18 protein-coding genes are annotated in these 18193 nt (G+C 38.3%); 9 read left to right on the top strand and 9 right to left on the bottom strand.

What is annotated here, in order from left to right; all coding sequences use genetic code 11:
* The first annotated feature begins 134 nt into the window (after window positions 1–134).
* Entirely contained in the window at window positions 135–464 is a 330-nt protein-coding gene (tusE, locus tag M992_RS12020; protein ID WP_053908812.1) for a sulfurtransferase TusE, read from the top strand.
* Between the two features lie 24 nt (window positions 465–488).
* Here the strand turns inward: tusE and M992_RS12025 are convergent, their stop codons facing one another.
* The gene (locus M992_RS12025; RefSeq protein ID WP_053908813.1) at window positions 489–773 is read right to left on the bottom strand and encodes an acylphosphatase; all 285 of its coding nucleotides are present in this window, start codon (window positions 771–773) and stop codon (window positions 489–491) included.
* Window positions 774–1070: 297 nt separating this feature from the next.
* Here M992_RS12025 and hspQ point away from each other — a divergent pair, with 297 nt between their 5' ends.
* Window positions 1071–1391 (top strand): heat shock protein HspQ, encoded by a 321-nt coding sequence (gene hspQ, locus M992_RS12030; RefSeq protein WP_174721773.1) that lies wholly within the window; start codon window positions 1071–1073, stop codon window positions 1389–1391.
* 126 nt (window positions 1392–1517) lie between these two features.
* Here the strand turns inward: hspQ and M992_RS12035 are convergent, their stop codons facing one another.
* Complete coding sequence (locus tag M992_RS12035; RefSeq protein ID WP_053908814.1) at window positions 1518–1937, bottom strand: CoA-binding protein; 420 nt, start codon at window positions 1935–1937, stop codon at window positions 1518–1520.
* A 226-nt stretch (window positions 1938–2163) separates the two neighbouring features.
* On the opposite strand from M992_RS12035, the gene M992_RS12040 reads away from it, so the two are divergent.
* Window positions 2164–2622 (top strand): methylglyoxal synthase, encoded by a 459-nt coding sequence (locus tag M992_RS12040; RefSeq protein ID WP_053908815.1) that lies wholly within the window; start codon window positions 2164–2166, stop codon window positions 2620–2622.
* Window positions 2623–2728: 106 nt separating this feature from the next.
* Here the strand turns inward: M992_RS12040 and helD are convergent, their stop codons facing one another.
* On the bottom strand, window positions 2729–4783 hold the full coding sequence (gene helD, locus M992_RS12045; protein WP_053908816.1) for a DNA helicase IV: 2055 nt from the start codon (window positions 4781–4783) through the stop codon (window positions 2729–2731).
* Between the two features lie 132 nt (window positions 4784–4915).
* Here helD and yccS point away from each other — a divergent pair, with 132 nt between their 5' ends.
* Window positions 4916–7054, top strand: coding sequence for a YccS family putative transporter (gene yccS / locus M992_RS12050; protein WP_147638186.1), 2139 nt, complete (start codon window positions 4916–4918; stop codon window positions 7052–7054).
* A 124-nt stretch (window positions 7055–7178) separates the two neighbouring features.
* On the opposite strand, the gene M992_RS12055 is transcribed toward yccS, so the two are convergent.
* The gene (locus M992_RS12055) at window positions 7179–7796 is read right to left on the bottom strand and encodes a TfoX/Sxy family DNA transformation protein (protein WP_053908817.1); all 618 of its coding nucleotides are present in this window, start codon (window positions 7794–7796) and stop codon (window positions 7179–7181) included.
* Window positions 7797–8034: 238 nt separating this feature from the next.
* Here M992_RS12055 and sulA point away from each other — a divergent pair, with 238 nt between their 5' ends.
* On the top strand, window positions 8035–8556 hold the full coding sequence (sulA, locus tag M992_RS12060; protein WP_053908818.1) for an SOS-induced cell division inhibitor SulA: 522 nt from the start codon (window positions 8035–8037) through the stop codon (window positions 8554–8556).
* 355 nt (window positions 8557–8911) lie between these two features.
* The gene (gene ompA / locus M992_RS12065) at window positions 8912–9982 is read left to right on the top strand and encodes a porin OmpA (RefSeq protein WP_047255457.1); all 1071 of its coding nucleotides are present in this window, start codon (window positions 8912–8914) and stop codon (window positions 9980–9982) included.
* A gap of 115 nt (window positions 9983–10097) precedes the next feature.
* Here the strand turns inward: ompA and matP are convergent, their stop codons facing one another.
* The gene (matP, locus tag M992_RS12070) at window positions 10098–10565 is read right to left on the bottom strand and encodes a macrodomain Ter protein MatP (protein ID WP_047255458.1); all 468 of its coding nucleotides are present in this window, start codon (window positions 10563–10565) and stop codon (window positions 10098–10100) included.
* Window positions 10566–10856: 291 nt separating this feature from the next.
* On the opposite strand from matP, the gene M992_RS14810 reads away from it, so the two are divergent.
* The 3 genes from M992_RS14810 (at window position 10857) to fabA (ending at window position 13849) form a co-directional block, all read left to right on the top strand.
* Window positions 10857–11030 carry a GhoT/OrtT family toxin gene (locus tag M992_RS14810; protein WP_072057336.1) on the top strand — a complete coding sequence of 58 codons (174 nt, stop codon included), beginning with the start codon at window positions 10857–10859 and terminating at the stop codon, window positions 11028–11030.
* 476 nt (window positions 11031–11506) lie between these two features.
* Entirely contained in the window at window positions 11507–13246 is a 1740-nt protein-coding gene (locus M992_RS12075) for an AAA family ATPase (protein WP_053908819.1), read from the top strand.
* An 84-nt stretch (window positions 13247–13330) separates the two neighbouring features.
* Window positions 13331–13849 (top strand): bifunctional 3-hydroxydecanoyl-ACP dehydratase/trans-2-decenoyl-ACP isomerase, encoded by a 519-nt coding sequence (gene fabA, locus M992_RS12080; RefSeq protein ID WP_047255460.1) that lies wholly within the window; start codon window positions 13331–13333, stop codon window positions 13847–13849.
* 275 nt (window positions 13850–14124) lie between these two features.
* Here fabA and rmf read toward each other — a convergent pair whose 3' ends face one another.
* The 4 genes from rmf to pqiA all read right to left on the bottom strand — a co-directional run bounded on the left by rmf (window position 14125) and on the right by pqiA (window position 18159).
* Complete coding sequence (rmf, locus tag M992_RS12085) at window positions 14125–14292, bottom strand: ribosome modulation factor (RefSeq protein ID WP_053908820.1); 168 nt, start codon at window positions 14290–14292, stop codon at window positions 14125–14127.
* A 425-nt stretch (window positions 14293–14717) separates the two neighbouring features.
* Window positions 14718–15284, bottom strand: coding sequence for a membrane integrity-associated transporter subunit PqiC (pqiC, locus tag M992_RS12090; protein ID WP_053908821.1), 567 nt, complete (start codon window positions 15282–15284; stop codon window positions 14718–14720).
* The gene (gene pqiB / locus M992_RS12095) at window positions 15284–16936 is read right to left on the bottom strand and encodes an intermembrane transport protein PqiB (RefSeq protein ID WP_053908822.1); all 1653 of its coding nucleotides are present in this window, start codon (window positions 16934–16936) and stop codon (window positions 15284–15286) included. Before pqiB ends, pqiC begins: the two co-directional genes overlap by 1 nt.
* Window positions 16933–18159, bottom strand: coding sequence for a membrane integrity-associated transporter subunit PqiA (pqiA, locus tag M992_RS12100; RefSeq protein ID WP_053908823.1), 1227 nt, complete (start codon window positions 18157–18159; stop codon window positions 16933–16935). Before pqiA ends, pqiB begins: the two co-directional genes overlap by 4 nt.
* Window positions 18160–18193 lie beyond the last annotated feature (34 nt).

Below are 18193 nucleotides of genomic sequence, written 5' to 3' on the forward strand. Positions count from 1 at the left end.
ATGTTCAAGTGATGTAAAAATATGCAGCTTCTGGTTTAATGGATTAAAATATCGTCAACATGGTGTGAAAAACTTGGGTTCTCAGCCAAAATTTGCTAAGTTTCATCACTCTCTACTGTAGGATTAAAATTATTATGTTGGTGTTTGAAGGTCAGGAAATTGAAACTGATGCTCATGGTTATCTTATAAATAGTGAGCTATGGCGTGAGGAAATGGTGCCTTTATTAGCTGAAAGTGAAAATATTTCGCTCACTGATGAACATTGGGAAATTATTCGTTTTGTACGTGAGTTCTATCTGGAATTTAATACTTCACCAGCTATCCGTATGTTAGTAAAGGCCGTTGCAAAGAAATTTGGCGAAGAAAAAGGTAATAGCCGTTATCTCTATCGACTGTTTCCTAAAGGCCCAGCAAAACAAGCAACGAAACTCGCTGGATTACCAAAACCAGTTAAATGTATTTAATCTGCATTAATCTCACATCTTTACTCAGTGGCGGATAGTGAAATCTGCCACGACTTCAGGCTTACCGTTCTCTGCAAAATAATGTTCAATTCTTGCGCCAAAAGGTCCTCCGGCTTTTAGCCATTGCTCCGCTTGGCGTATATCATCCTGAGTACCATAAATAGCTAATTTTACGCTACCATCTTTACGATTCATGACATAGCCTTTTAGTGCCTGTTTTTTTGCCCAGTGATAGGCTTGGTAACGAAATCCAACGCCTTGAACCCGCCCATAAATATAGAATACCCGTAGGCTATTTGTCTCTGCCATATTGCCTCCAATGATTGACTCCAATAATAGGGCAATGCCCTAAATAGCAGTATTAAATATAGTAGGAGATAAATTACTGTCCATAAATATGAATGATCCCACTATTGTATTTTAATCATTCTACGGATAGTCTGAAGGAGAAGTTACTGCTTTTGTATATAAATACAATCTATTGCGTTGGGAAATATTAATAGGGTTGATAAACAATTAAATACTATTAGCTTGAAATTATGATTCATCTCCCCCATATCTAAGACGTATAATATGATTATTAAGCAAGGCTGTCTGGAGGTGGCTATGATGATCACCAGTAAGTTTGGAATTGGACAACAAGTAAGACACAAACTCCTGGGGTATCTAGGCGTTATTGTTGATGTTGACGCTGAATACTCTCTCGAACAACCACAAAATGATGATATTTCATCAAATGATACCTTGCGTAATGCACCTTGGTATCATGTTGTGATGGAGGATGATGACGGTGAAGCTATCCACACTTACCTTGCGGAAGCGCAAATCACCTATGAAACTTATGGAGACCATCCAGAGCAATCTTCGATGGATGAACTCGCTGAATCTATCCGGTCTCAGTTACAGGCGCCGCGCTTGCGTAATTAATCCGTTGATTATGAATCTAAATGACGTGTAAGGCAGACTTACTGCCTTACACTAATTTTGTGCTATTCAATATAGCCTAGGATTTAATTAGTTAGTTTAAATTTTATTTATCTTCGTCAGATTATATTAATCCAATTTCTCTAAACCCAACGCTTTAATTTCTTGTTTTGGACATTTATCCATCACACACTCCATTCCTGCTTGTAAGGCAATTTGCTCTGCCTCTGGGCTGATCACTCCCAACTGTAACCATAAAACTTTAGCATTAATGGCCGCAGCTTCTTCGGCAATACCTGGCGCAGCCTGTGCATTTCTAAAAACATCAACAATATCGACAGGTTGTGGGATATCTTTTAATTGCACATAAACCGTTTGTCCTAATAATTGTTGCCCTGCTAATTTTGGGCTCACAGGGATCACTGTATATCCTTGCTCTAATAGATAATGCATCACTTCATTGCTTGGTCTGGATGAGTTGTCACTAGCACCGACCAATGCAATCACCTTTGAATGCTGCAAAATTTGTTTAATTTGTTGTTTTATCATATAAAAGCCACTCCAAAAACAATAAGCTATTGATAGACACTATAATATATCTGCATATTTGAGATTATAATGATAAATAATATACCGCTATATAGTCACAATGCTATCTACTTATAGGTATAATATTGATGATAATCTAAATATAAGCCAATTATAGTAACGTTATAATTTATAATGATAAAATATAATTATCACTACTTATAGCTATCTCACCCAGAGGATCTCCATGGAATCAATAACTCGTACCCTGCAAACACCTAAAAATATTGCTCTTGTTGCTCATGATCACTGTAAACCTTCTCTATTAGCTTGGGTAAAACATAATCTAGAACAGCTATCTTCGCATAAATTATTTGCAACAGGCACAACAGGAAATTTAATTAATCAACATACTGGACTGCAAGTTACTGGAATGATGAGTGGCCCAATGGGTGGCGATCAGCAAATCGGTGCGATGATTGCAGAACAGAAAATTGATATTCTAATTTTTTTCTGGGATCCTCTGAATGCCGTACCTCATGACCCTGATGTAAAAGCCCTTCTGCGTCTGGCTACTGTCTGGAATATCCCCGTAGCCACTAATGCTGCTACCGCTGACTTTATCATCACATCACCGTATTTTTCAGGCAGTATTGATATAACCATTCCTGATTATGCACGTTACTTGACAGATAGAACTCAATAAAACTAGCCGTATATTGCTAATTTTACTACCGCAGCAGTGTATTCCATTCAATAATCTGTGTGTTCTATTTAATAAATAGTGCACACAGTAGTCAATTTAATTGAAACTAGGGTTTTCGCTGTTTAGCTGCACCTAAACTTACTAGTTCATCAACAAAAACAGATGGATATTGCGGGTCAAACATTAACCACACCTGATGTTTTGTACGTGTTAGTGCCACATACAATAAACGACGTTCCTCTGCATCAACAAAACTTTCTGGTTGTGGTAATAATACCTGTTCGAGTGCTGATTCACGTGCTAGTGCAGGAAAACTCTCTTTATTCGAACTTAATCCTAAAATAATCACATACTCAGCTTGTTGGCCTTTAGCTGCATGAATGGTCATAAAATGGATATTTAATTTTGGCCAACGTGTCTCAGCTTTAGCTAAAATTTCAGGTTTAAGATGATGATAGCGCGCAAGCAGCAGGATCCGTTCATCATCTCTTACATACCCACTCATTTTATTTAATAACGCTTCTAATTGTTCTTCCGGCAGCAATACGATCGACTTTTTATTCCCCTTTGCCAAACTATTAAGGGGTTTATTTAACTGTGTAGGATTCTGTAGAATAAATTGGTTGGCAATATGTCCAATACGCTGATTAAAACGGTAGGTGGTGTCGAGCATGCATATTGCTCCCACACCAAAATATTGTTCAAACTTCTTAGTTAAATTCAATTCAGCCCCACTAAATCTATAAATAGCTTGCCAATCATCCCCCACAGCAAAGAGCGAACTTTGTTTATTTTGTTGGCGAAGAGTTTGTAATAACTTGGCTCTTAATGGTGATATATCCTGAAATTCATCGACTAAAATATGTTTCCACGGACTGATAAAGCGGCCTTTTTCGAGTAAATAAATGGCTTGATGGAGTAACCCCGAAAAATCGACAGCATTATCTGCTTTTAATGCAGCTTTCCAGGCTTTTAATAAGGGTGCCATAAGACGTATTTGCTTTTGAAACAATCCACTAATTTCGTCTTTCGCTTCTTCAATCATTGCCTTTTGACTGCCACCATGCATTCTCATCAAACCTAACCAGTTATCTAAACGACTGACTATGCGCTGGCTAATCAATGGATCTTGCCAAAAATTACCTTCTGGGATCTCCCAGCCTAATTCTTCGGTAAGCCATTCTCGCCAGCCTTTAGCTTGTGCTTTTTTAGCGGCACATTGTGCCCGCCATTCATCGAGTAATAATTGATACTTTTTTTGTTGATCCGTTTCTAATTCACTAATTGTAGGTGTTTTTTTTCCACATTCTCGAATTATATGCAGCGCCAATGCGTGAAATGTTTTAGCTTGAATATCTTGTTGGCCTAATCGTTCATTAATCCGTGAATTCATTTCGGTCGCCGCTTGACGCCCAAAAGCTAATAATAAAATTTGATCTGGCAATACCCGCTGACGAGATAATAACCATCCCACCCGAGCGACTAGCACCGATGTTTTTCCGCTACCCGCTCCGGCCAATACAAGCACATTTTTTTCACCGTTAATTACAGCATGGCACTGGGACGTATTAAGCGGAGTAGTTTCAATTTTTTGAAAGAAATCAGCATATTTTTCTAATATCGAACAGCTCCATTGCTGATTTACTTGATGGCGTTTCTGCTCACCTTCATTTAGCCAAGATAAGCAATATAAATAATTTTCATAACATTGATTAAATTCAACCAATCGAGTTATTGGCAAAGGTAAAGCGGCAAATTTTTGTTCTATCAATTGCTGAATACTGACTAAACTGGAGTGCTCTAGCCAACTATGTTGCTGTAATTTTTGCGTAATCGAATCCACCAGCGCTGACAGTACTACCGCGCTGATTTCACTCATTTCATTACTCCATAATTGCCATTTATTTTTTAAATAACAGTAAAAATGTTGTGTTTCTTTCCATTCTGTACCGTGTAAACGAACAACTTGCTCATTGGGTAGCTCAAATTCCAACTCTCCCCAAACAAGACCCCGCTTACAATGTATATTCAACAACTGATTAAAAGGGATCAAATACTGATGTTTTTCACCACTGACCTCGATGCCTGCATTAAGTAATCGCACTTTATTATAAGGGTGCTGTGCCAAACGCTGTCCAAGTTGTGTTGATTTCAGTTCCATTCGCGCTACACCGTATTTTATCAATTGAACAACGAAAATAACGACTGCTTGATTTCAGGTGGTTTTTTCTTACCGCTAAACACGCTATCCTATAAAAATTAGAGACTTTTTGTCCCCTTTTAGAGGTACTCTGTGCTTACCCTGCTATCCGGCTATCGCCGCATTCTATATAACAGTCATTTTTTATATTATATCCGAATCCTAATTGCACTTACAGGAACAACATTGGTTCCTTGGTTGTTAGGTCAAGAACCAAAAACGACGATCCCCTTAACCTTAGGGGTAGTTGCCGCGGCATTAACCGACCTTGATGATCGCCTCACCGGGCGGCTTAAAAATTTAGCCATCACCTTGTTATGTTTTTTAATTGCCTCCGTTTCAATAGAGTTGCTATTTCCTTACCCTTGGTTGTTTTTATGCGGATTAGCACTATCTACCGGTGGTTTTATTATGCTGGGGGCTCTAGGGCAACGCTATGCCACTATTGCCTTTGGTGCATTATTAATTGCCATTTATACCATGCTGGGTGCGCCTATCTTTGATACTTGGTATCAACAGCCAGTACTGTTACTTACGGGGGCTATTTGGTACAACCTGTTGACATTGATTGGGCATTTACTGTTTCCTGTCCGGCCGTTACAAGATATTTTAGCCCAGTGCTATCAACAGTTATCTTCGTTCTTAGATGCAAAAGCTAACTTATTTGACCCCGATATCGAAGAAGATCATCAGCAATCTATCTTTGACTTAACTATGGCTAATAGCACGTTAGTTAATACGATGAATCAGGCTAAATTGGTGTTACTCAGTCGCTTAAAAGGGGACCGAGGACAACGAGGTACACGTCATACGTTACACTATTATTTTGTGGCACAAGATATTCATGAACGTGCAAGTTCTTCACATATTCAATATAAAAATTTAAGCCATTCTTTCCGCCATAGTGATATTTTATTCCGATTTCAGCGTTTATTATCCATGCAAGCCCGCGCCTGCCAACAAGTTGCACAATCAATTTTGCTACGTACTCAGTATAGTCATAATTCGAGATTTGAGCGTTCATTCAATTATTTAGAAGCTTCATTACAGTTGCTTAAACAGCAACATCCGGCAAGCCATGAAATTAATGCCTTATATAATTTGCTAAAAAATCTTAAAGGGATCGATGTTCAATTAAAGGGACTGAGTCTAGAACAAGAACCTAATGATCTTGAGAATAAAGATAATATTCAATTATCTGATGAATCATTATCAGGGTTTAGAGATATTATCGAGCGTTTCAAACGTCATTTAACACCTAAATCAGCCTTATTCCGTCACGCAGTTAGATTGTCTATACTGCTGTGCTTTGGCTATGCATTTATTCAATTATTTGATTTAAACCGCGGATATTGGATTTTATTGACCAGCTTATTTGTCTGTCAGCCTAATTATAATGCAACCAAGCGGCGGTTAGCACTGAGGATTATCGGAACGCTAGCTGGCGTACTGATTGGCTTGCCTATTCTGTATTTCGTTCCTTCTATTGAAGGTCAATTAGTCCTTATTGTTATCTCTGGCCTACTATTTTTTGTATTTCGAAATAGCCAATATGCTCAAGCCACATTATTTATTACTTTATTAGTCCTATTTAGCTTCAATTTACTTGGTGAAGGCTTTGAAGTGGCATTACCACGGATTATCGACACATTAATTGGCTGTGGAACAGCATGGCTTGCGGTGAGTTTTATCTGGCCTGATTGGAAATTTCGCCAACTACCTCAAGTCATTAACCGCACTATGGAAAATAACTGTCGTTATCTAGATGCAATTTTAATCCAATATCATCAAGGCAAAGATAACCGCTTAGAATATCGAGTGGCTCGCAGAGATGCACATAATAGCGATGCTGAATTTGCTTCTGTGGTCTCTAATATGGCGACGGATCCTAAGTCTTATCACACTACACAAGAACAAGCTTTCCGTTTACTCTGTTTAAATCACACTTTACTAAGCTATATATCTGCGTTAGGGGCTCATAGAGAGAAAATTGAGAATACACAAATCTTATCTATTTTAAATGATACGGTTTGCTTTGTAGAGTCATCCCTTGCCGGCGATAGTAGCGTCATAGAAAAATCAGATAATCTAGCCCAAAGCTTAATTCAACGGATTGATCATTTTTCTGTGCACGATAATGACAAGGCGCTGCTTATTATGGAACAAACACGGCTATTACTTGAATTATTACCTGAGATAAGTTCGTTAATTCAAAGTATTAAATCTCAATAGTCATAACTAATACACTACTGCAAAAGAATGTAACTGTAATTAAGAGGGGAAAATAAGCAACTCCGCCGTATTTCCCCTCACTCCTATTAATTTTCTTGATTAATTGATTTATACTTATTACATATTATTCTGAGCAACTACAATCAACGATATGATACCAGCGTATCAACTCTTGCTTCAAATCATGGGGCAAAACTGAACTATGATAACCCGCTATTGCACCCGCTAGTTCAAACAGTAATTTAATCCCTAAACGATAATGATTATACTGTCTTAATTTCAGATAACAGGCTTTTGCGCCGATCAATTTTAACGCTTCAACGTGGTAAATCCCCACTTTACCTAGCGCTCTTTCTGACGCCATATTCATATTAGGTAAATCTTTTATACGCCCTTCAACTTTTTGTTTTAATAACTGTTCTTCCATGGCAGCTTGATAAGTAAGATCAACATAAAATAAAAATCGACTTTCATACTGCCAAACTTTATCTGGTATACAATAATATCTGAGCTCGAGAAGAACTCCTTTTTTCTTATAAATTAATTTTTTAAGTCCGATAGCTTCAAAGTGGTTTTGAGCAAATAAACACCCCCGTAAATAAAACTCGCCATCAATAACCAAACCAACAATGGCATGATCAATAATCAAACAATAACCACCGAAGTGATTTTTTCTTTTCATTTCGCCATATTTACTAAATAAGCGCGCTAAATAGCGATATTTTTGTTCTGGTATCATCATTAGCTCAAATTCCTTTTTGAGATTAAATCCATGAGATTAATTCCCTACTAAAAGTTTAATTTTTTTATTTTTTACAATTAATTAGATCATTATCACTTTGTGATACTTCACTAAAAGTTCTGTACAAATTGCCGTTATAAACATTGAAATTTGCGAAGCACTTCGTAAAAATAATCTTGATATTGTATAAATATACAGTTACTGTACATGCATACAGTGCATAATGGTGAGGTAGATTATGAGCATCTATTCATGGAATGATACAATTGAATATTCTCTGAACACACATGTGAAAGGGTTAGTTCATCAACAAACACAAAAATCGTCCTTAACGGAAGGTATGATCAGTGAATTAGTCTATAATGATCAGCACCCGATTGTTGATTATCTTTTACTTCCTTTATTACGGCAATTTGGTGACCAGTCACGCTGGCTACTATGGTTAAGCCCTAATAAAAAATTAAGTAAAAAATGGCTAGCGCAATCCGGGCTCCCTTTACATAAAATTATGCAACTGAATCATATTGATTCAATTACAACCATCGATGCGATGGAAAAAGCATTAAATAGTGGAAATTACAGTATTGTTTTAGGTTGGTTGCCTGAACTCGAAGATCACGATTTTACGCGTCTAGAAAAAGCTGCGCTATTAGGGGGATCAATAGGACTAATTATGAGGCCTCAAATTATAAATAATATCGTTAATCCCCGTTCTCGACAGCTAAATCTCTTAAAAATTCAGCCTAATTGTTATCATTAAGCTAGATTAAGAATTTTCTTACTAAATTTAACATTGAATATTAAATGGGTAAAATACATACTAAAAATCAATTTATATCAAAGAGATAAGCAACTAATTACAAAAGCAATATTCTCTTTTATCTCTATGATTTATCCATCAAATTTTATTTTTTTATCGCTATTTTTGCACTGTCTACTTGTATCTTTTCGAGTTCGTTGTAGACTTTAGCTTGTTAAGGTAGTGCCATTATATTTACTTTTGATGTTTTTTTTCACATAATGCACTGTAAAACTTAGCAAGTATTTTAAACCAATGGCTAATAATAAGGCTCATTGAAGCCATGCCAAAATTGGATGATAACGAGGCGTAAAAAATGAAAAAGACAGCTATCGCAGTAGCAGTGGCACTAGCGGCGTTTGCAACTGCAGCGCAAGCAGCTCCAAAAGACAATACTTGGTATACCGGTGGTAAACTAGGTTGGTCACATTACGAAAACACTAAATTCACCCCTTCAGATTTCGATTCAGTAGGTAGCGGTAAAACTGACCGTGATCAACTGGGTGCGGGTGCATATGCTGGTTATCAGTATAACCCATACTTAGGTTTCGAACTGGGCTACGACTGGTTTGGTAAAATGAAATACAAAGGTTCAGATAACAGCGGTGATCTGAAATCTATGGGTGTTTCTCTGACTACCAAATTAAGCTATCCAGTAATGGAAGACTTAGACGTTTATACACGTCTGGGTGGTATGGTATGGCGTACAGATGTTAAAGCTAACCAAGGTGGCGAACGCTTTAAAGAAAACGATACTGGTGTTTCTCCAGTCTACGCTCTGGGTGTTGAATACGCAATCACTCCAAACTGGGCAACTCGTCTGGATTACCAATGGGTAAGCCATATGGGTGATAAAGACAACCTGGGCGTTCGTCCAGATAACGGCATGCTGAGTGTTGGTCTGGCTTACCGCTTCAATCAAGAAGCAGCGCCAGTTGTAGCTCCAGCTCCAGTTGTTGAGCCAGCTCCAGTTGTTGAAAACAAACGTTTCACACTGCGTTCAGACGTTCTGTTTAACTTCAACAAAGCAACTCTGAAAACTGAAGGTCAATCAGCTCTGAACGAACTGTTCTCTGAACTGAGCAACATCGACCCAACTCAAGGCCGTGTAGTTGTTATCGGTTATACTGACCGTATCGGTTCTCAAAACTACAACCTGCCTCTGTCACAAAAACGTGCTCAGTCAGTTGTAGATTACCTGGTAGCTAAAGGCGTTCCAGTTTCTGCAATCTCTGCAGAAGGCCGTGGTAAAGAAGATCCAGTTACTGGCAACAAATGTGACGATGTTAAAGGCCGTGCAGCTCTGATAGAGTGTCTGGCTCCAGACCGTCGCGTAGAAATCGAAATCCAGGGTACAACTGAAGTTGTTACTCAACCAGGCGCTTAATATTAATTAAGTTGTTCTAGGTATATTTCGAAAGTATCTCAAAAAACCCCATGAAAATGGGGTTTTTTATTGGCGGCCATAAATAGTAGTAAAAATAGTTGTAAGAAAAGGAAAATCACTCTCTATCGTTTTTAGATTCACCCAATATTTCCTGAAGATCATGCTTTAAGCTGCTCATTTTATTCTCATATTTCTCTTTATGCTCAGCATCTTCAATCAATTGAATAATAGTTTCTGACAGTGTATTACCGCGCCTAACCGCCAAATTAGATAAGCGTTGCCAAACTAAAAAATCTAGGTCAATCGACTTTTTACGAGTATGGGGTTGCTCTGCATTAAAATGTCGTTTACGTCGGGCACGAATACTCTGTTTCATTCGATTATCGAGTTTTGGATCCATATGCTTAGCTATCCAGTGTAAAACCTCCACTGGGTTAGTTTCTAACTTTAATAAATCAGAGATAGCTTGTTCTTGAGCACTACGTTCGATATAACGGGTGATAGATCCGCCTTCTCGTGCTTTCTTGACGAGGTAATCCCACTTCCAACCACATTCAAGGTTTTCAAGCTGTTGATATTTCATTATTTTTCTCTGTGACAATGTAACTTGTAGCCATATTAGCAATATTTGAAGCAAAAAAAAGGAATCTGAAGTAATTTTTCATTGTAGAAATAAAATAAGTCGAAATTATCCAGTTTAAATATCATACTGAATCACACAATAAGATATAATTTCGTTTATAATCTATTTTCTCCCCTTCTAACAACGCTCTGTTATTTTTTACTCCATAGAAATATTCCGCGAAAAGAGATAACACCATCAACATAACTGTAGTAGAATTAGTCTTCATTCGTAACAAATATAATAAAATTAATGCTAAATTTTGACCACATACTCCTTATTTATGGTATTGGTGGAGTTATCTCCGCACTGATTACACTGCTTCTCACCAAAGATAGTTTTTTAATACGGCTATTAAGCGCCTTATTAATTGGCTTTTCTTGGCCTATGTCTCTTCCCGTAGTATTACTGTTTTCTTTATTCTAGTCGCCGTCAGTTTGTACTGCATTCGATAAAAGATATCTCAAAAATGTGTTCAATAATTTAATAAAAATTAGATGCCAAATCATCGTGTTAAATCATGCGATATTATGCTAATTAATGCTGGCACTAATTTGATCTGGCGCTAATATATAGCCCAAATACTAGAGCTAAAAAATACGAGAGAAAATTTTGATATACAGCTCCATAGTAAAGACTTCGGCAGAGTAAGAAACTTATATTAATAAGTTAGTTAGATGATTGAAAACTGCTACCATTGTCACCACTTGTACTATAGCGGGTATAAAAGCTTTGTCTGCGAACCAATAATATACTCAGCAGAATTGTTATTTTTCTATAGCTATCAAAAATAATAAATAATATTTCTGCCAGCATGATAGGCTGTCGGGTTTCATCATGAAAGCACTGATGCCAATAGCGGGCTGTTATCTTCCACCTCATTGAAAGTAGACTAAATTATAGTGATCAATAAAGAACTAACATGGCAAGGCCTGTTACCTGATTTAACGCCATATGAAACAATATTGACGTCATCAGCAACATTCCCTCCATCTTCATTAGCTGATATTCAACCCCGGTTATTTGATAGCATGCAGCGCTTTGTTGCGGAAAACTCTCGCACACGCTTTATGTTTATCAAAGCGGATGAAAATGAATTTTATTTAAAAACTTTTGCATCAGCGATCGAACCACTGTTAACGAAAACACATTCTATTGTTGGTGATTATCAATTGTCTGATGATCACTCAACCTTAAGCTGGAACAACGAGCTCCACGGTAAATTTTCTGCTACGCACAATATCGCATGGCGAGAATGGATTGAGCCAGAGCAACTGTTTGGTTTTATTACGTCAAAACAGCAAGCAATTCCTGGATTACTGCATAAAATTAATGGTGGTATTTTACTGCTCTCTGCACGTACTTTACTGGCTCAACCTCTGATGTGGGCGAGATTAAAGCAGATGATCACTCAGCAACGTTTTGAATGGTTACCTTTATCGGAGCTACAACCGTTGCCTTTCGCAGCTGATGCGTCACCTCTGGATCTCAAATTAATCATTATTGGTGACAGACTGAGCCTTGAAGAGCTTGAGTTTGCAGAGCCTGAACTGTTTGAGTGCGCGTTGTATGGCGAATATGAATCGCTGATGTTTTTTGAAGATGAGCAGCAGCTCACTTTATGGATGAGTTATGTTAATACACTCATCGCTGAGCATCAGTTACCAAAAATAGCCAGTAATGGCTGGGCAGCATTGCTTACTCAAGCCACACGTTATTGTGAAGATCAATATACGCTACCATTCGATGCCTTATGGCTACTGCGTCGTTTAACTGATGCAGCACATTATAAAAATGATCAAGGCTTATTAGATAACAACGCCTTTACACAAGCACGTGAAAATCGTCTTTGGCGACATCAATATTTATCCGAACGTGGACAAGATGATATTTTACAAGAACAGATTTTAATCAAGACCGAAGGCGAAGTAATCGGTCAGATTAATGGACTGTCAGTATTGCAATTTCCTGGTCATCCTGAGCCTATCGGTGAGCCTTCACGAATTACCTGCGTCGCTCATCTCGGTGATGGTGAATTTGTTGATGTCGAACGAAAAGCCGAACTTGGCGGTAATATTCATGCTAAAGGTATGCTTATTATGCAGGCTTACCTTAATTATGAATTAAAACTAGATCAGCCTCAGCCATTCTCTGCTTCTATAGTCTTTGAGCAATCCTATGGAGAAGTTGATGGCGATAGCGCTTCTCTTGCCGAATTATGTGCTCTCATCAGCGCCCTTGCATTACAACCGATTGACCAGCAAATTGCCGTTACTGGGGCTGTCGACCAATTTGGTTATGTTCAACCTATTGGTGGTGTAAATGAGAAAATTGAAGGTTTTTTTGATATTTGCTTTCAGCGCCAATTAACGGGTCAGCAAGGCGTCATTATTCCTATGAGCAATGTACGCCATCTGAGTTTAAAAAACGAAGTCATTGACGCAGTTAAAAATAAACAATTTCATATTTGGCCGGTTGAGCATGTCGCACAGGCGATTACACTTTTAACTCGTCAGCCTTACTATGAGCAGCAAAGTGAAGAAGATAGTGAACATCTGTTAGCTATAATACAAGAACGAATTAACCAGATTAATAATCATGAAAAACCTAAGTTTCCATGGTTCTTAAGATGGTTAGGTTAAAAAATAAATATCAGATCGGAGTTGTTCAGCGTACAAGTGTAAGCTATCCTGTTGTCTTACACTTGATTAAGGCTATCTGAAAAAATGGTTGATAAACGCGAATCTTATACAAAACAAGATCTGGAAGCTTCTGGACGAGGCGAGCTTTTCGGTGAGAATGGTCCTCCATTGCCATCTGGCAATATGTTAATGATGGATCGCGTCACTAAAATGTCTGTTGACGGTGGTGAATTCAATAAAGGCTTTGTCGAAGCTGAATTTGATATAAACCCTGATATGTGGTTTTTTAGCTGCCATTTCGTCAATGATCCAGTCATGCCTGGTTGCCTTGGCTTAGATGCTATGTGGCAATTAGTCGGTTTCTATCTTGGCTGGCTAGGTGGTGAAGGTAAAGGTCGAGCTTTAGGTGTCGGCGAAGTTAAATTTACCGGACAAGTCTTACCTACAGCAAAAAAAGTCACTTATCGCATCAACTTCAAACGCGTAATCAATCGTAAATTGATTATGGGATTGGCAGATGGTGAAGTATTGGTCGATGGTAAGCTTATCTATACTGCAAAAGATTTGAAAGTGGGTCTATTTAAAGATACTAGCTCATTTTAATTGAGGGTAAATTAATTAAGTAAATTTTAATTAATTCGCCAAAAAAGTCTTTATAGTTCCTATGAGAACCTCCGCCCTTAGCGGAGGTTAATTTTTCTTTATTCAGTGTTGTGGAGTCGATTGACTAGGTTTATGGTTTTTTGTTTATCTAACAATTAACACATTAACTCTCAACGTTTGAATATAAAAAATACCTACTAAAGAGAGTTATTTCTAAGAACTTAATGCTATTTTCTTAGCGCTAAACCCAGTAAGTCATGAATATTCATCAGCCTTTAGGCTATAACGGTTCTATCTTCCATAGCCTGACGCCACCCCCCTAACCAATATGAACGTACATCAATAGTTTGGTAGGGACATAATTCTTTTGAACGCCCGGCTAATCCTGCTTTATAGCCTTTCGATAGTGCTCTCGCTAAACGATCTCGTTTCTGTCTTTTCATGCCTTACTTCCCTCATCATTAAAAATGGAAAAGAAAACAATGGTGGTTTTTCAACCAGCCACATATTAGAAATACCTTTCTGAGGCAGGAAAAGCAAGTAAAGAATCTAGGAGAAATGTCAGAAATGTGACTTATATTCTCAAGTTATATTTAATCTATTGAATCGTAACGAATATAAATACATTAACCTTATAAATCACATGGTTAGTTCTAATTTATTTTCTATTTCTACTTCATCAACCTAATATTTTAGTTTTTTCAACCCGTTATTTAGCACCATAATCTATTTTTCGTGAAAACTATTTAGTTTTATTCTTATCTCACCTGACAGTAATAAAAAAGGTGGATATCGATAATGATCAATATCCACCTCTATATTTGACTAATTAAGGCAAAAGACTCGCTCGCCTAAAATTAGAATTTCATCACGGGCGAGTACTATTTTGAATTTCATTCGCGATAGAATTAGCAACCTGTTGCCAACCCGTTGATAACGTTCTCACTAATGCAGGATATCCATCTTCTGTCTGTTCTAGTACTAAATCAAATGAACGACGAATAATTTGGCTATCATGTGAAAAGGTCCAATACCCTTGAATAATAACGTGCCCATCATAGCGGCCATGGAAACCGGTTAAGGTAATATCTAAGGTATCAGGCTGACTTTCTAACGGCTGTAAAGCTACCAGTCTATTTGGTAATGCCGTAGACAAATCAACAACTAATGCCTGAGCCAACTGCTGATCTAATGGGCTTGCCCATACATGACTGGATGCATTAGTATAGCTGACATCAGTCGTCTGATAAGCAATACCGTTTGCCGCCAACATATCGGATAACGTAATCCGTTGAACCCAAATTTGATTACGGCCAGTTGTATTCGCTTGCTCCTGAATTTTGGTCGCATTAATCGGCAACTGATAATACGCCTTGTCCGGTGTATTGCTACAAGCGGCCAGCATAAATACTGCAATAAATGCCAGATATCTCATTATTTTTTCGCCCTTTTAGGTTCTGGATCCTTCGTCGGTTCCGCTTCAAAGACTAACGCATTGCTCTTATTATTTAAGGTTCGTAATACTGGCTGAACCTCGCGCAATACCTGATCTAAACGTTGCATATTATCCACCATTTTATTGTAAGCGGGTGAACCCGGCTGGAATCCTTGCATCGCTCGATTCATTTCTTGCAGCGTTTTTTGCAGATCTTTTGGCAGATTTTGGAAATCTTTATTCGCCATCATGCTATTCAGCTCAGACAATGTTTTCTGTGCTTCCTGAATGGTTTTTTCACTTTCAACTAAAGTGCGCGTAGTTTGATTCAACATCGGTTCAATCGGCATATTATTAATCTTATCTAATGCCGCAATAACTTTTTGTTGGATCTGCGCTAAACCACCACTAGTGGTTGGGATCACTTTATAGCCAGCAACAACTTGCTGTCCTTTCCACTCGCCCATATTAGGATAGAAATCCAAATCGATAAACAGAGCACCTGTCAGCAAATTACCAGATTTTAATGAAGCTCTTAGGCCATCTTTCATCGCGAGCTGAAGTTCTTTTTTCAAATCAAAGTCTTTACCGATATCGTCAGCAAATCGTTGAGGCTCGATATGAATAAGAACAGGAATACGGAAATCATTATCTAAACGCTGATCAAGTCCTTCGGTATAAAATGGTACTTGAGCTACGGTTCCTAAACGAATACCACGAAATTCAACCGGCGCGCCAGGCTGTAAACCGCGGACAGAATCAGAGAAGAACATGACAAAATCTTGATATTCGGTATACAGTGAATTCTCGATACTGCTTTGGTTATCATACAGTTTGAAAACTGTTTTTTCTTCAATAGGCGTCCCTGGTGACCAGCCTTCTGGGACATCGAAACTAACTCCACCAGTTAACAATGTCGATATCGATCCCATTTCAACATGTACACCCTGTGATGACATATCAAATGCAATCCCGCTGTCTTTCCAGAAACGAACATTTGAAGTAAGTAATTTATCGTAAGGCGCATTAATAAATAATTGATAGCGCATATCACGATTATTCATATCAAAATTACTGGTTTCAACGGAGCCAACTCGATAACCACGGAACAAAATCGGATCGCCTGCATTCAATTGCCCGGCTTGCTCACTGGTTAAAATCACCCGTAAACCTTTCGCATCAGGAGATGCTAATGGAGGCGCATCCAATAATTTAAACTCATTTCGTTCTTTAGTTTCTGTACCTGGCTGTAACTCAATAAAGACACCAGAAAGTAATGTGCCTAATCCGCTCACACCATCACGACCAATCATCGGTTTTACAATCCAGAAAGCCGAATCATCGCGTAATAATTCATCCATGCCACTATTTAAGCGAGCTTTTATCACTACACGGCTAAAATTATCATCCAGTGTAACACTTTCTACCATACCGATATCAACGCTGCGGCTTTTGATTTTAGTTTTACCCGCCTCAATACCTTCCGCATTATAAGTAATTAACGTAACTTCAGGGCCTTGATGGCTAAAGTGATAAAACAAAATCCATGCCCCGATGAGTATCGTGACAATCGGAATTATCCAGACTGGTGACCAGCTTTTCAGTTTACTTACTTTCGCCTCAGTCTGAGGTGTATCATTATGCGTTGTCACCCTACAGCTCCTTCTTGTTCCACAACTTTATCCGAGTGTTTTCTGTTACAGCGATCCCAAGTAAGACGCGGATCGTAGGCTATCGCCGATAGCATAGTTAAAATAACCACCATACCGAACAGAATAACTCCCGGAGCAGGTGTAATACTCATCAGTTGGCCCATTTGGACTAACGATGAAAGAATTGCAATTACAAAGACGTCAATCATTGACCAACGTCCAACATATTCAACCAGTTCATAAATAAAATGCATCCTCGAAGGGTCGCGATTGCCATATCCCTGTGAATCTAAACATAGCCAAGCAATAGCGATCATTTTTAACGTCGGCACCATAATACTGGCGATAAAAATAACTAAAGCTACGGGATAAGAACCGTCGCCCCACAATAAAATAACTCCGTCCATAATGGTCGAATCTAGCTGACTCCCAAGGGTTTCGGTTGTCATTACGGGTAAAATATTGGCGGGAATATATAACACAATCGAGGTAACTAATAACGCAACTGTCCACTGTAGGCTGTTGTTACGTCGTACATGACCATAGGAATAACAGCGTGGGCATTCCCCCTGCTCTGCTGGTAAAATCGCCGTACAAACCCGGCACAGGCGCACACCTTGGCTTATTCCTGTTTTCCCGGCGATTAAACGGCGAGAAACCACGGGTGCTGCTTCAATTTGCCCCCATAACCAGTGACGATCAAGGCACTGAAAAGCCTTCACTTGGAGTAAACAAAATAAGCAATAAGGTGCAAAACTAAGCCCTAATCCAATATCACCATACGCCATCAATTTAACAAAACTGACTAATACGCCGGCAAGAAAAATTTCTGCCATGCACCATGATTTCATTTGAAATAAGATTCGGCAAAAATACACTTTTATTGGCTTAGATATCTTCACTTTTAATCCCAGCAGCATAATAATAATCATGCAGAATGCGGGAATAATTAATACAAAAAATAAAAAAAATAGCGCTAATCCACTGTATTTTGTCGCGAATATAATCTCCATAATTCGAAACAATGAAATACTATTTTCTATACCCGCTGCGCCCATACTCACAAAAGAGTATAGGCAGGCGATTACCAGCATCACTAAGGCACTGAAAGCATAAGCCACGGGCTGTTTATACGGATAACGCCATTTTGCCGTCAATAATGTATGGCAGCGTGGACACGTTGCTTTAGTGCCCTGAGCTAACTCAGGGACAGCAACTAACATATCACACTGTGAACATAGTATATGTTCATGATGA

Source organism: Moellerella wisconsensis ATCC 35017, from assembly GCF_001294465.1.
Classification (GTDB): Bacteria; Pseudomonadota; Gammaproteobacteria; order Enterobacterales; family Enterobacteriaceae; genus Moellerella; species Moellerella wisconsensis.

Bases quoted from the DNA above. Each gene is read 5' to 3' on its own strand.
- sulA (WP_053908818.1), top strand. From the start codon at position 8,035: ATGAGCATCTATTCATGGAATGATACAATTGAATATTCTCTGAACACA.
- rmf (WP_053908820.1), bottom strand. From the start codon at position 14,292: ATGAAAAGACAGAAACGAGATCGTTTAGCGAGAGCACTATCGAAAGGC.
- matP (WP_047255458.1), bottom strand. From the start codon at position 10,565: ATGAAATATCAACAGCTTGAAAACCTTGAATGTGGTTGGAAGTGGGAT.
- M992_RS12035 (WP_053908814.1), bottom strand. From the start codon at position 1,937: ATGATAAAACAACAAATTAAACAAATTTTGCAGCATTCAAAGGTGATT.
- M992_RS12025 (WP_053908813.1), bottom strand. From the start codon at position 773: ATGGCAGAGACAAATAGCCTACGGGTATTCTATATTTATGGGCGGGTT.
- tusE (WP_053908812.1), top strand. From the start codon at position 135: ATGTTGGTGTTTGAAGGTCAGGAAATTGAAACTGATGCTCATGGTTAT.
- hspQ (WP_174721773.1), top strand. From the start codon at position 1,071: ATGATGATCACCAGTAAGTTTGGAATTGGACAACAAGTAAGACACAAA.
- pqiC (WP_053908821.1), bottom strand. From the start codon at position 15,284: ATGAGATATCTGGCATTTATTGCAGTATTTATGCTGGCCGCTTGTAGC.
- pqiA (WP_053908823.1), bottom strand. From the start codon at position 18,159: ATGTTAGTTGCTGTCCCTGAGTTAGCTCAGGGCACTAAAGCAACGTGT.
- M992_RS14810 (WP_072057336.1), top strand. From the start codon at position 10,857: ATGCTAAATTTTGACCACATACTCCTTATTTATGGTATTGGTGGAGTT.
- fabA (WP_047255460.1), top strand. From the start codon at position 13,331: ATGGTTGATAAACGCGAATCTTATACAAAACAAGATCTGGAAGCTTCT.
- helD (WP_053908816.1), bottom strand. From the start codon at position 4,783: ATGGAACTGAAATCAACACAACTTGGACAGCGTTTGGCACAGCACCCT.
- ompA (WP_047255457.1), top strand. From the start codon at position 8,912: ATGAAAAAGACAGCTATCGCAGTAGCAGTGGCACTAGCGGCGTTTGCA.
- M992_RS12040 (WP_053908815.1), top strand. From the start codon at position 2,164: ATGGAATCAATAACTCGTACCCTGCAAACACCTAAAAATATTGCTCTT.
- M992_RS12055 (WP_053908817.1), bottom strand. From the start codon at position 7,796: ATGATGATACCAGAACAAAAATATCGCTATTTAGCGCGCTTATTTAGT.